General features: G+C 40.0%; 11 protein-coding genes. 4 read left to right on the forward strand and 7 right to left on the reverse strand.

The annotated features are described in order from the left end of the window. Positions 1-71 precede the first annotated feature (71 nt). Positions 72-3,446: a glycosyltransferase family 117 protein gene (locus ACQ2HE_RS06285; RefSeq protein ID WP_430897322.1), complete on the reverse strand. Its 3,375-nt coding sequence runs from the start codon at positions 3,444-3,446 to the stop codon at positions 72-74. A gap of 163 nt (positions 3,447-3,609) precedes the next feature. Between ACQ2HE_RS06285 and ACQ2HE_RS06290 the strand changes: the two genes are divergently transcribed. Both ACQ2HE_RS06290 and ACQ2HE_RS06295 read left to right on the forward strand, forming a co-directional pair. Then, positions 3,610-4,917, forward strand: a complete 1,308-nt coding sequence (locus ACQ2HE_RS06290; RefSeq protein WP_430902427.1) for a serine hydrolase — start codon at positions 3,610-3,612, stop codon at positions 4,915-4,917. A gap of 55 nt (positions 4,918-4,972) precedes the next feature. Further along, the gene (locus ACQ2HE_RS06295; protein WP_430897318.1) at positions 4,973-6,184 is read left to right on the forward strand and encodes a pyridoxal phosphate-dependent aminotransferase; all 1,212 of its coding nucleotides are present in this window, start codon (positions 4,973-4,975) and stop codon (positions 6,182-6,184) included. A gap of 54 nt (positions 6,185-6,238) precedes the next feature. Here the strand turns inward: ACQ2HE_RS06295 and ACQ2HE_RS06300 are convergent, their stop codons facing one another. The 6 genes from ACQ2HE_RS06300 to nusB all read right to left on the reverse strand — a co-directional run bounded on the left by ACQ2HE_RS06300 (position 6,239) and on the right by nusB (position 10,701). After that, positions 6,239-7,471: a Gfo/Idh/MocA family protein gene (locus tag ACQ2HE_RS06300; protein ID WP_430897316.1), complete on the reverse strand. Its 1,233-nt coding sequence runs from the start codon at positions 7,469-7,471 to the stop codon at positions 6,239-6,241. 127 nt (positions 7,472-7,598) lie between these two features. Then, complete coding sequence (locus ACQ2HE_RS06305) at positions 7,599-8,306, reverse strand: CPBP family intramembrane glutamic endopeptidase (protein WP_430897314.1); 708 nt, start codon at positions 8,304-8,306, stop codon at positions 7,599-7,601. Further along, the gene (coaE, locus tag ACQ2HE_RS06310; protein ID WP_430897312.1) at positions 8,303-8,896 is read right to left on the reverse strand and encodes a dephospho-CoA kinase; all 594 of its coding nucleotides are present in this window, start codon (positions 8,894-8,896) and stop codon (positions 8,303-8,305) included. The genes ACQ2HE_RS06305 and coaE overlap by 4 nt, the downstream gene beginning before the upstream one ends. Before the next feature lie 51 nt (positions 8,897-8,947). Continuing rightward, positions 8,948-9,277 (reverse strand): preprotein translocase subunit YajC, encoded by a 330-nt coding sequence (gene yajC, locus ACQ2HE_RS06315; protein ID WP_430897310.1) that lies wholly within the window; start codon positions 9,275-9,277, stop codon positions 8,948-8,950. Positions 9,278-9,302: 25 nt separating this feature from the next. Further along, a complete protein-coding gene (locus tag ACQ2HE_RS06320) occupies positions 9,303-9,761 on the reverse strand; it encodes a DUF1573 domain-containing protein (RefSeq protein WP_430897308.1) in 459 nt (152 codons plus the stop codon). A 4-nt stretch (positions 9,762-9,765) separates the two neighbouring features. Beyond that, positions 9,766-10,701, reverse strand: coding sequence for a transcription antitermination factor NusB (nusB, locus tag ACQ2HE_RS06325; protein ID WP_430897306.1), 936 nt, complete (start codon positions 10,699-10,701; stop codon positions 9,766-9,768). A 315-nt stretch (positions 10,702-11,016) separates the two neighbouring features. Here nusB and ACQ2HE_RS06330 point away from each other — a divergent pair, with 315 nt between their 5' ends. Then, entirely contained in the window at positions 11,017-11,298 is a 282-nt protein-coding gene (locus tag ACQ2HE_RS06330) for a co-chaperone GroES (RefSeq protein ID WP_430897304.1), read from the forward strand. A 41-nt stretch (positions 11,299-11,339) separates the two neighbouring features. After that, positions 11,340-12,977 carry a chaperonin GroEL gene (groL, locus tag ACQ2HE_RS06335; RefSeq protein ID WP_430897302.1) on the forward strand — a complete coding sequence of 546 codons (1,638 nt, stop codon included), beginning with the start codon at positions 11,340-11,342 and terminating at the stop codon, positions 12,975-12,977. The last annotated feature ends 71 nt before the right edge of the window (positions 12,978-13,048 follow it).

A 13,048-nucleotide genomic window follows, 5' to 3' on the forward strand; every position in this document is an offset into this window, starting at 1 on the left:
TTTCGTCTATTCTAAATAATAAAAAAAATCCCGGAAAGTTCATTTCCGGGATTTACTATTTAAGGAAGATTTTAGTTTTTGGGAGTATCGGGAATTTTTAGCTCGGAAGGGGCTTTTTCAACCGTACTTTTACTGCCTTTGAATTGCTTTTCCCAGTCGGCAATTTGTCTTAACATATCAAAACAAGAAGCAATGTCCTGAACATAATTTTCCTGTTTATCATTTAAGCCATTTGCTTTTTGATTCAGGTACTGGTAAGCTTGAAGGCCCAATTCATTGGTATCCATACCCGGATCACCCAACGATTTGTAGAATACCATTTGTTGTTCCAGATCTCTCTTCACAGATGCATTTACCTTTTCCGCCAATTTGGTATCTCCGCTTTGGTAAGCGGCCAAAAGGAAGGTCATGGTAATTCTATTGTGCATGTTGCCACGATTGGAAGTCATGCCATAAGGGATGTTCTTCTCATTCACCATTTGGTCGTATTTGTTAAGGATTTTACGAGCCGAATCTTTCATGCCATTGTTTGCCAAACTAAGGGCTACAAATGCATGTGTAGAGCGAATACTGCTTAAGTGGCGACGGTTCTCTTCGTCGTAATAAACACCGTTCTTATCAGCATTTCCGTACGCAAATTTCTCCATAATGTTTTTATAGGCCACGTTACGTTCTACATTGGTATTTTCAACAGGAACCAAGCGATAACTCATTCCTTCAAGACGTGTGTATTTGTCCAATCCTAATTCTTCCAATTCTTGGGTTGAAGTAAAGTAAATAGGACGTTTCCAATTGTTAGCAGCAATCAAAGCTAGAATGGCTAGGTCATTCTTTTGAATGAAGCTCTTCTTGATATCTAATTTCAACTCTGACACAATGCTGTCTTCCGGATTGAAACTCATCGACTTTCTAACTTCTTCTACATTCACAGGTACTGATACCTTTGATACAGGGAAGGTATTCAATGATTCGCCATCTCCGATAGGCACCATGTATTTTGGATCATCACTACCTGTTACGGTTTTCAATATCGTATACAAATCGTAATACTTGTTCTGATCGAAATAAGAGATCGGATTATTTGGAATTTTATAGCGACTCAAATAGTTAGCTGAAAAAACGGCGTCTCTTTTTGTTCCTTCAATTTGGTTTTCTGTGAAAATAACATCAGCAGGTGCACTTTCATTTACTCGATAGCGCAATTGATTCATGTACCAATCAGTTGCTAGCAAACTATAGTTCATCACACGGAGATCCAAACGGTTTCCAGCAACTTCCTGAGTGTACCAAAGCGGGTAGGTATCGTTGTCGCCAAATGAAATTACAATAGCGTCTTTTGCACAACTTTCCAGATAGTCTTTACCCAAGTCATATGCAAGGGTTTTTTGACTACGGTCGTGGTCGTCCCATTCTTGGCTTGCCATCAGAACCGGAACTGCCAACAATGAAACTGCAAATGCAGCATAGTTACCGGTAGTTTGGCTCTTAAGTAAGGAGGCGAGTTTGTCTTTCAACCAAAGGGCACCCAAGCCAATCCAAATTGCAAATGCATAGAAAGATCCTACGTAAGCGTAATCGCGTTCACGAGGTTGGTAACCTGATTGATTCAAATAGATCACAATGGCAAAACCTGTGAAGAAGAAAAGCATGAACGAAACGATAAAGTCTCGATTGGTTCTCTTGAATTGATGGATGAACCCGATGATACCAAAGATAAGCGGCAAGAAGAAAAGCTTATTGTTGGCCTTATTGAGCTTACCGGCAGTTTCCGGTAATACATCCGGAGTGGCAGTTCCGAATAGACCATCGATAAAGTTGATACCACTAGCCCAGTTACCATCGCGATTATTTCCGAACCCTTGCAAATCGTTTTGTTTACCCGCAAAGTTCCACATGAAGTATCGGAAATACATCCATCTAAACTGATAATCCATGAAGTAACGAATGTTGTTAGCGAAACCGGGCTGTTCGCCGGCGCTCAGTCCACCAAAATTGCGATAAACATACTCTTGGTTTCTTTCATTCCCGTTATCGTACATACGAGGGAATAAGCGAGGACCAATTTTTGCAGCATCCCAATCGGGGTGTTGACTCATGATTTCTTCAACATCATTGTCAGACGGTTTTGCGCTGAAATCTTGTTTTTTCATTTCACCGCTCGCGATGTATTCATCTTTTCCTTTGATGTACTGTGTACCCACAGAAACGGAGGGGGCACGGTACGTGAAATCAGGACCATATAGGATGGGCCAATCTCCATATTGATCACGACTTAAGTAACCTACCAAACTCACAGGATTGTCTACATTGTACATATCCACTGAGGGATTTGCCGAAGAACGAATCAATGTTGTGAAATAGGTTGAATAACCCATGACTAAGAAGAGGGTTGAAAGAATACCGATTTTAATAAAAGAAGCAACAGAATTCTTATAGAAATAGGTAAGCGCAATAACACCACCTATAATGATTAGTAGGCCAAGTCCACTTCCAGCTGATTTGATAAAGGGAAAACAGAACAATAGTAAAATTGCGCCTAACCAAACCGGGAAACTAGAAAATTTCTTAATGGAAGCATCGTTGAATCTCAATCCTACGATCAACATTCCAAATAACAAGAAGAAATAAGTTCCGAATCCAAAGAAAAATGGTGTGTGGAGTTTATTCACAAAGAAAATATCGAACGCGCCTGCACCTTTAATGCTCCACTGAATAATGGCTACTTGCACCAAGCCAGTTAAAATACAGCCGATGAAGAAAGCCCAGATCATTCCTTTCGTAGTTGGTGTATAACGTTTGAAATAATACACCATTACAATGGCCGGAATAGTCAATAAGTTTAACAAGTGAACACCAATTGATAATCCCATCATGAAGAAGATGAACACGATCCAACGATCGGCTCTTGAGAAGCGATGCCCATCGGTTTTGCTTTCAGTATCTACTTCATGTTCCCATTTCAAGATGGCCCAAAATACAAGAGCTGTAAAGAAAGAAGACAATGCGTACACCTCACCTTCAACAGCGCTGTACCAAAAGCTATCAGAGAACGTATAGGCTAAAGCTCCGATTACACCGGAACCTAGAATAGAAAAGATTTGGGTGCCGCTTAATTCAGTTCCTGGCTTTTGAACAATTTTACGAGCGAAGTGAGTGATCGTCCAAAATAAGAAAAGGATCGTCATACCACTAGCGATGGCACTCATGAAGTTTACACCCTTGGCAGCAGTCATCGGATTATCGCCAAACAACACGATAAAAAACCGGCCGATCAATGTAAAGAGGGGAGCACCCGGTGGGTGAGGAATTTGTAATTTATAGGCACTGGAAACGAATTCACCACAATCCCAAAAACTTCCGGTGGGTTCCATAGTGAGTACGTATACTGTACAAGCAATCAGACCCACGATCCATCCCACAATGTTGTTCAAACGGTTAAATGTCATAGCGTATTTTAATTTAAACTTGGCAAACCTACATGAATTTTAATTACTTACAAACTAGCGCGGCCTTAATTTTGGCCCCTATTTTCAGGAACTTTTCCTCATTTTTTTCGCAGTCGGGAAAGGTGAACCGAATAGTAGTACATTCATATCTAAAAAAATCAAGATGCGCATTTCTCTTTGGATTCCCGGACTTCTTTTCGCCTCTTGCTTCAGTATCATTTCCTGTAAGTCCAAACAAAAATCAACTAACGTGAACTCATCCTCGAAAATGGAGTCGGCTACTTCTACCAAAGTCAACGTTTTAGATAGTTTGTTGCATGCCCATACAAATGAATTCAAATCTATTCTTGACCAGCCAGATGCCTATCGGGTTCAAATAATTTACACGCAAATCAATAGAAATCAACAGAATGTGCCGAGTTTTGTGGATTATAGCTTTCGACTGAATAATGCAGAATACTTTTATCCGGCCTCTACAGTAAAATTTCCTACCTCAGTTCTAGCGCTCCAGAAACTCAGAGAATTGAACAAGCCCGGATTGGATCGATTCTCTACCATGATTACCGAAGCCGGCTATTCCGGTATGCTTCCAGTATACAACGACCCTAGCGCTCCCGATGGTAAACCGAGTATCGATCACTATATCAAAAAAATTCTGTTAACAAGTGATAACGACGCTTTTAACAGGCTATATGAGTTTTTGGGTTCTGAATACATCAATTCAGAACTGCACAAAAAAGGCTATCAATCGGCCCAAATCATCCACCGTTTAGAGCGCTCTTTGAGCGAAGATGAAAATCGACATTCCAATCCCGTTCATTTCTTTGATCTCGTAACAGGTCAATCAATCTATTCAAAACCGATGTTTTTTAATCAGCAGCCATACCCCGATAGATCTGACCGATTGGGTAAAGCTTATTACAAAAACGACCAGTTAATAGATGGGCCCATGGATTTTTCCAAAAAGAACCGAATTAGTTTAGATGACCTCCATAATGTACTGAGAGCCATTATGTTCCCTGAAGCAGTTGCGAGTCAGAGAAGGTTCAACTTGGATAGGGAAGATTATCAGTTTTTGAGAAATTATATGTCGATGTACCCTGCAGAAAGCGGCATAGCCGGATATGACAGCACTAGTTATTGGGATGCTTATTGCAAGTTTTTGTATTGGGGATCCGAGAAAGGAACCTTACCAAAGTCCTTCCGCGTGTTTAACAAAGTAGGCGATGCATATGGATTTCTGCTAGACGTGGCTTATGTAGTCGATTTCGATAATAACATAGAGTTCATGGTTTCTGCTGTAATCTATTGCAATAGTGATGGAATACTCAATGACAGCAAGTATGACTACGATGCAGTCGGGTTCCCGTTTTTCAAAAATTTGGGCCGGGTGATTTACGAATATGAACTAAGTAGAAAGAGAAGTTTTACACCCGATTTATCGGCTTTCAAATTTAGCTATCAAAAGTAACAGTTGTTAGTGCATATATATTGTAATTTTGCAGCCGTCTAAAAACAAACAAACAATGCAAGCATCAACAGATTCGGCAGCTATTTCTTCACTATTAGGAAGATTCAGTGAGCCGGAAACACTTAAAATGGCCAAACTAGGTCGTGAATTGAGAGCTCAAGGTATCGATGTAATCGACCTAAGTTTAGGAGAACCTGATTTCGATACCCCAACCCACATCAAAGAAGCAGCAAAGAAAGCTATCGATGATAACTGGAGCCATTATACTCCTGTTGCTGGTTTCTTGGATTTGAGAGAAGCTGTTTGTACAAAATTAAAGCGTGATAACAATCTAGACTATAAACCTGAGAACATCGTTGTATCTACAGGTGCTAAGCAAAGCCTAGCAAACATCATTCTGGCAGTTGTAGATCAAGGTGATGAAGTTATCATCCCTGCGCCATTTTGGGTAACATACTCTGAATTGGTAAAGATTGCGGGTGGTGTACCGGTGATTGTTTCAACTTCAATGGAATCTGGTTTCAAAATAACTCCGGAGCAATTGAAAGCTGCCATTACTGATCGCTCTAAATTGTTCTTATTCTCTTCTCCGTGTAATCCTTCCGGTGCTGTTTATACAAAGGCCGAGCTCGAAGCTTTAAAAGAAGTGTTCGTAGCGAACCCCTCCATTCTAATCATTTCCGATGAAATTTATGAATACATCAATTTCGTTGGTGCTCATGAAAGCATCGCTCAATTTAGTGATATTAAAGACCGCGTAATCATTGTAAATGGCTTGAGTAAAGGATTTGCAATGACCGGTTATCGTTTAGGATACACCGCCTCTAATACAACTATTGCAAAGGCAATGGAAAAATTACAAGGACAGTTCACCAGCGGTACCAATTCAATTACACAGAAGGCTGCTGTAGTGGCTTTGACCGCGGATCTGAAACCTACGTTTGAAATGACAGAAGAGTTTGCAAGAAGACGCAAACGCGTAATGGAATTGATCGCAGGAATTCCGGGTTGGAAGTGTGCCGAACCTACCGGAGCATTCTACGTGTTCCCGGATATTAGTTCCTATTTCGGTAAATCGGATGGAACCAATGCTATTAATGATGCCGATGATTTATGTATGTATTTGTTAAATGTGGCGCACGTTTCTACCGTAACCGGTCGTGCATTTGGATCGCCAGAATGCATTCGTTTGAGTTTTGCAAACAGCCTTCCCAAAATTGAAGCTGCGTATGAGCGAATTAAAGCGGCATTGGCTAAATTGAAATAAGAGATCTTTCTCTATAAAAAAGCCTTCCAATTGTAAAAGGAAGGCTTTTTTATTTCATCGTTTTTTTAGTTCCGGCTTGATACTGGTTAAAGAACCAATTGCGACCGGGTTACCTGTGTCAATACTTTTTCGAGCAGCAATACCAATTAAGCAAGACAAGGCACCATCCCTTGAGCCGGCGGCTTGTTTGAAAGGATCGGGCCCGGGGCTAAATACTTGTCTTCTCAAACGTTCGTCGCCTCCACCGTGTCCTTCTTCATTATTCGAAATTTCGATGCGCTCTCTCTTGCCGAAATTGGTAGTAATTTCAATCACATCGCCTTCTGTTTCTTCCCAGGGTTGGCGTTCTTTGATCCAAGCATCTAATTTACCTTTCGTGCCATTAAACGAAATTCTATACCCTTCGTAAGGCGAATAGGTGGTAAGAGAATAACTGACCTGTACCTTATTTGCATACTTAATTTGAACTGCCATTTTATCGAAAATGTCTATATCCTCTTTAAATACACATCCATCTCTTGTATATCCATCATAAGCTTCATTTTTCACGTACAGTTCTGTATAGTCGTTATTTTTCAAAACATCGAAATAAAAAGGGCATTCTGTTTTGTGGGTACATGTTCTACAATGGCTATTTCTATACGGGCCATTCTTACCATAAAACTCTTGTCCTCCTAAGGCGCTTACTTCCTCAGGGTCAGAGTCAATCCACCAGTTCAATAAATCAAAGTGGTGAGTTGCTTTGTGAACCAAGAGTGAGCCACTATTTTTCCTCAACCGATGCCAGCGTCTGAAATAATCGGCCCCATGATAAACATCCAAATACCAATGGAAATCAACAGATGTTATTTTGCCGATAGAGCCAGCTTGTAATAATTCCCAAATCTTTTGCCGATGGGGAGAATAGCGATAATTAAATGTTACGATGATTTTTTTGCCGGTTCTTTTTTCAGCTTGTAAAATAGCCTCACATTTTTCTTCATCAATTGTCATGGGCTTTTCAGTAATAATATTGGCGCCATACTCCATTCCTTTAATGATGAATTCGTGATGCGTACCGTCTACCGTCATCACCATTAACCAATCGGGTTTTGACTGCTGCATCATTTGATCAAATCCTTTAAAAACAGGGCAATTGAGGTTCAGCATTTTTTGAAAACTGTGAGCCCTTCCTTCATTGATGTCATAAAGGCCAACAAATTCTACTTTATCGCCGAATTCAGCTAACACAGGGCGTCCCCACATTCCAAGGGCTCTTACACCTGTTCCAACAATCGCTATTTTCATTTTTCTGGGAGTTTGATTTTGATGTAACGTGAAAGGTGCCACACCTAGTGCTGCGGAATGAGCAAAAAAATCCCGACGATTCATGATTGGCAAGTTTTACTAAAGTTATAGAATTGCTTAAAACCAATTAGGCTTTTTTACTGGTAATGGTTGCAAGACCACCAATCAAGTCGATCAAGGTATGAACAATTATCACATATAGCAGTGATCCGGAATGAAAGAAAAGTAGTCCGAAGAGCAATGAAAATACTCCAATTTTTAGAACCGCTTCTTTTCCTTGGTACATATGTGCCAAACTAAATACAACTGTTGGAATTACTACAGCCCAAGTACTGGCAAGGAATGTGTGTTGAAGCATTGAATGAACATAAGGAATTAAAAAGCCTCTGAACACCACTTCCTCAAATACACCTGCACTTATGCACAGCACCAAATAGGAGGGGAGTTCGCTCCATCGGGTGGGCATAAAGGGAGCTTTTTTTATCAAATCTTCTGAATCTGCATCCCATTTCAGCGAATAATACAGATCTCCAAAATACAATGAAGCAAATACGATTAGCAAGGTATAGCTAATGGTAGCGGTTGTTTCATCGGGTTGTTTAAAACCAAGAATGTCAAAACTTCTTTGGTAATACAACCAAACCATTACAACTAAGAAAGCCATCGCGAATAGAAAAATACTATTAGCTATATAAAATTGCCTTTTTTGATGTGAGCTGAATTCGGGAAGTTCTTGTTGGGAAGTTTGATTCCCTTTAATACCCATTAAAATTGGAATAACTAGCCCAAAAACTAGCGCCAACAAAGCGTCTACAAGGGTAGGTGCATAAATCATACAGCTTGTGCTCTTTTAATCAATTCAGCATGTATTCGGAGAACCTGAGGTATAACCGGACTCCGGTCATCGTTTACGATAACATAATCACACAAACGCATTTTGATGACGTCGTTGATTTGCCGGCTCATACGTTCCATTACCGCCTCCCTGGTAGTTTTATCACGGTGCATGGTACGTTTAATCCTTAATGCCAAAGGTGCCGTAACTCCAATTACGATATCGAGATGTGATTGTGCCCCACTTTCAAAAATAAGAGCAGCCTCTTTAATAGCGTAAGGGCTTTCTTGTTGATGCATCCATGTTTCAGCATCCTGTATGGTATGTGGATGAACCAAATGGTTGAGGACTTGCAGGCGTTCGGGATTGGAAAAAACGATTTGGGCCAGAAAAGACCTGTTTAACCCTGCAGGAGTATAAACTTCAGGCCCAAATTCTTCAATCAGCGATTGTTTCAAGGCTTCGTTTTCATTCATGATCTTTTTCGCCCGAGAATCTGCATCATAAATAGGAATGCCCATAACCATGAATATCCCGGCAATGGTGGATTTCCCCGACCCAATTCCTCCTGTTAGTCCAACTCTAAGCATAATCAAAAATAGGACAAAAAAATCCCCCGAAAGGATTTCGGGGGACGATGATTATTTTGCTGCAGGGGCTTGGTTCAAAGCTTTCGACCATTCAATAGAGATCGCGCTTTTTTCAACTTTGATATAACTGCCCGGGCTTGTTTCCAACATAATGGTTGTACCGTCTTCGTTTACTTTGTTGATTGTTCCGTGGATACCGGCGATTGTTACAATTTTGTCACCTTTTTGTAGATCCGTTTGGAACTGCTTTGCTTCTTTTGCCTTTTTAGCTTGAGGACGGATCATGAAGAAATAGAATACTACGATCATACCGCCTAATAAAACCAACTGAAGCGTACCGCCACCGGCAGGAGCTTGCAATAAATACACAAGTGTTGTCATTTTTGAGAGTTATTATATTAAAAAACTAATTCGCTGCTTTCTTTACTTTTACATCAAACCACAAGGTATAAATGTTTACCATGGTATTGGCATAAACAGTAATATTCTTTTTTTGTATGCCTTCTTTGCCTTTACTGTCAAACTCGGCAGTTATTTCGCCACTTGCACCTGGGGCGATGGGTTCCTTTGGATAGTCGGCAACAGTGCATCCGCAACCGGGCTGCACCTTTTCAATAATCAAAGGCTTATTACCACTATTTTTAAACTTATAATTAATTTTCAAAACTTGACCGTTTTCGATTTCACCCATTGAACGACTCGAATCGATCCATTCAATTTTGGTGAAGTTTGCAGTATCCCTTTTTACAGTATTGTCGGGCATAACTACGGGTTCATATCCTTTTTTTTCCTTGTCAGTAGTATTCAAACAAGAAACACCAACCAAAGAAATGACTGAAGCCAGTATAAAGGTTCTCGCTTTCATATGATTATTTATTGGGTTTAAAACTGATTTTATGAAGATTGTTGTCTCTTACCAAGTCTTTATGAATATTATCTAAAATTCCATTTATAAACTGCCCACTTTGAGGTGTGCTGTATTCTTTTGCAAGATCAATGTATTCGTTGATGGTTACTTTTGGAGGGATGGTTTCAAAAAACAGAAATTCACATACCCCCATTTTCATCAAAATCATGTCTAAAACTGCGATCCGCTCCGCATCCCAATTCTTCAGTTTGGGTTTGATGTATTCCATGCATACTTCATTCTTTTCAATTACTGCCTTCAATAGATTGAAAGCGAATTTTGACTTCTCTTCCGAAAGCAAATCAGAAAAATTATAGGTATGGGGTTTTGAAAGAAAATTATTAACTAACAACACAATCATTTCTCCATCGTCCTGCCAGTTGGTGAATAACTCCTCTACATGGTTGATGAAATCCTCATTTGGCAACAAAAGTTCACTGAATATGTAATCAAGGATGGCTTTCTCCGATTTCTTGTCTCTCGATGGAGTAGCGATATAAGTTTGATAGATTTCGGTTGTAACTAATTGAAGGTATATTTTTTTGATAAGATCGTGGTTTACCCAATGTGCCGGCTTTTCTTCTTTAACAACAGCTTGCCAACTGGGTAATTCGTTAATGATCCACAACAATTCGTTTCCGGCCAATTTTGTGTTAACAGATAGGTCTTCGGCACTAGGCAAGTGCTTGGAAGCGCGGTTTCGGGCATCTTCTTCTACATATCTTGCAACTTCACAAATGCTATTGATAATATGAACCAATAATTGTTTAGAAAGATCGAAATGTTTTTGTAGTAGTTTTCTGGGTTGAATCGAATTAATGGGTTGATTATCCTCCATAGTTTCTGAAGCGTAGAGCGCTTGCATCACTTTCACTCGAATATTTCTTCTGCTGATCATGAATCAATGAACTTTATTGAGGCGCAAAATTAGGCAAAACTGCTGAAAACTCCTCGAAAACCGGTGTGCGATACAACTAAAAATCACAAGATTGGAAGTCTGGTAGAAATCAGGTAGCAGTTCTAAGACTGAAAAATTGACATTTCACGGCAGCGTTTAGGGCCTGATAATCAGCCAGTACTGACAAGTTTTAACAAAAAACTGACATTGCTTCCTTTTTTTTGAGCGGACACGCCACTGGTATGAAATTCGATTACCTTTGCTGCCCGCTCTAAAGAGCGAACTAAATCATTCAAAAACTCAAAACGATAAGTTATGGCTAAAAAGTTAAGTGTTACCCCTTTGCACGACCGGGTAATTGTGAAACCTGCGAAAGCTGAAGAAAAAACTGCCGGTGGAATTATCATCCCCGATACGGCTAAAGAAAAACCACAACGTGGTATTGTTGTAGCCGCTGGCCCTGGTAAGAAAGATGAGCCTGTTACCGTTAAAGTTGGCGATACCGTTCTTTATGGTAAATATGCAGGAACAGAAATCCAAATTGAAGGCGATGATCTATTGATCATGCGTGAAAGCGATATCCTCGCAATCGTTTAATCGAGTCAATCATTATTCATTAATTTCAAATAACACAACATATGGCAAAGCAATTGTTTTTCGACATTGAAGCCCGTAACAGAATGAAGCGTGGTGTAGACATTCTCGCTAACGCAGTGAAAGTAACACTCGGACCTAAAGGTCGTAACGTAGTAATTGAAAAGAAATTTGGAGCACCTGCTGTAACAAAAGACGGTGTTTCAGTAGCTAAAGAAATTGAATTAGAAGATCCAATTGAGAACATGGGTGCTCAAATGGTGAAAGAAGTAGCAAGCAAAACTGCTGATATTGCAGGTGATGGTACAACAACTGCAACTGTTTTAGCTCAATCTATCATCGCAGAAGGCTTGAAAATGGTAGCTGCAGGTAGTAACCCAATGGATCTGAAGCGTGGTATGGACAAAGCTGTTGCTAAAGTAATCGAAAACTTAGCAGCTCAAAGCCAAACGGTAGGTACTGATACCAAAAAGATCCAACAAGTAGCTTCTATTTCTGCTAACAATGACGAAACAATCGGTAAGTTAATTGCTGAAGCTTTCGGTAAAGTTGGTAAAGAGGGTGTAATTACAGTAGAAGAAGCGAAAGGTACTGACACTACAGTTGATGTTGTGGAAGGTATGCAGTTCGACCGCGGATATATCTCTCCATATTTCGTTACAAACAGCGAAAAAATGGAAGCAGAATTGCAAAATCCTTATATCCTGATCTATGATAAAAAGATCAGTGCAATGAAAGACATTCTTCACATTTTGGAGAAAGTTGCACAAGGTGGTCGTCCTTTGTTGATCATTGCTGAAGATTTAGAAGGTGAAGCATTGGCAACATTGGTTGTAAATAAATTAAGAGGTACATTGAAAGTAGCTGCCGTTAAAGCTCCTGGTTTCGGTGACCGTAGAAAAGAAATGTTGCAAGATATTGCGATCCTCACAAAAGGTGTAGTGATCAGCGAAGAACAAGGTTTCAAATTGGAGAATGCTGACCTAAGTTATTTAGGTACTGCTGCTTCTGTAACTATTGACAAAGACAATACTACAGTAGTTGGTGGAAAAGGCAAAAAGGACGATATCAATGCTCGTGTAAATCAGATCAAAGCTCAAATTGAAGTAACTACTTCTGACTACGACAGAGAAAAATTACAAGAGCGTTTAGCTAAATTGAGTGGTGGTGTAGCCGTACTTTATGTAGGCGCTGCTACTGAAGTTGAAATGAAAGAGAAGAAAGATCGCGTAGACGATGCTTTGCATGCTACTCGTGCTGCGGTTGAAGAAGGAATTGTTCCTGGTGGTGGTGTTGCTTTCATTCGTGCAATTGAAGGTTTGGATAAATTAAAAGGAGCTAATGAAGATGAAGCTACCGGTATTGCAATCGTAAGAAGAGCATTGGAAGAGCCTTTGCGTCAAATTGTTGCCAACGCAGGTATCGAAGGTTCTATTGTAGTTCAGAAAGTTAAAGAAGGAAAAGCTGACTACGGTTTCAACGCTCGTACAGAAACTTATGAAAACATGTTGAAAGCAGGTGTAATCGATCCTACGAAAGTAGCTCGTATTGCTCTCGAAAACGCTTCATCAATTGCCGGTATGTTGTTGACTACTGAATGTGTAGTTGCCGACAAACCTAAGAAAGAAGAAGCAGGTCATGCTCATCCGGGAGCTCCTGGAATGGGTGGAATGGATTACTAAAAACGTAAGTTCCAGATACAAAAAAACCGATCTCTTGAGATCGGTTTTTTTATTTATTTGTGTCTTGAAAA

The organism is Endoryza foliicola (assembly GCF_050589245.1).
Classification (GTDB): Bacteria; Bacteroidota; Bacteroidia; order Chitinophagales; family Chitinophagaceae; genus Endoryza; species Endoryza foliicola.

Bases quoted from the DNA above. Each gene is read 5' to 3' on its own strand.
- ACQ2HE_RS06285 (WP_430897322.1), bottom strand. From the start codon at position 3,446: ATGACATTTAACCGTTTGAACAACATTGTGGGATGGATCGTGGGTCTG.
- ACQ2HE_RS06290 (WP_430902427.1), top strand. From the start codon at position 3,610: ATGCGCATTTCTCTTTGGATTCCCGGACTTCTTTTCGCCTCTTGCTTC.
- ACQ2HE_RS06295 (WP_430897318.1), top strand. From the start codon at position 4,973: ATGCAAGCATCAACAGATTCGGCAGCTATTTCTTCACTATTAGGAAGA.
- ACQ2HE_RS06300 (WP_430897316.1), bottom strand. From the start codon at position 7,471: ATGAAAATAGCGATTGTTGGAACAGGTGTAAGAGCCCTTGGAATGTGG.
- ACQ2HE_RS06305 (WP_430897314.1), bottom strand. From the start codon at position 8,306: ATGATTTATGCACCTACCCTTGTAGACGCTTTGTTGGCGCTAGTTTTT.
- coaE (WP_430897312.1), bottom strand. From the start codon at position 8,896: ATGCTTAGAGTTGGACTAACAGGAGGAATTGGGTCGGGGAAATCCACC.
- yajC (WP_430897310.1), bottom strand. From the start codon at position 9,277: ATGACAACACTTGTGTATTTATTGCAAGCTCCTGCCGGTGGCGGTACG.
- ACQ2HE_RS06320 (WP_430897308.1), bottom strand. From the start codon at position 9,761: ATGAAAGCGAGAACCTTTATACTGGCTTCAGTCATTTCTTTGGTTGGT.
- nusB (WP_430897306.1), bottom strand. From the start codon at position 10,701: ATGATCAGCAGAAGAAATATTCGAGTGAAAGTGATGCAAGCGCTCTAC.
- ACQ2HE_RS06330 (WP_430897304.1), top strand. From the start codon at position 11,017: ATGGCTAAAAAGTTAAGTGTTACCCCTTTGCACGACCGGGTAATTGTG.
- groL (WP_430897302.1), top strand. From the start codon at position 11,340: ATGGCAAAGCAATTGTTTTTCGACATTGAAGCCCGTAACAGAATGAAG.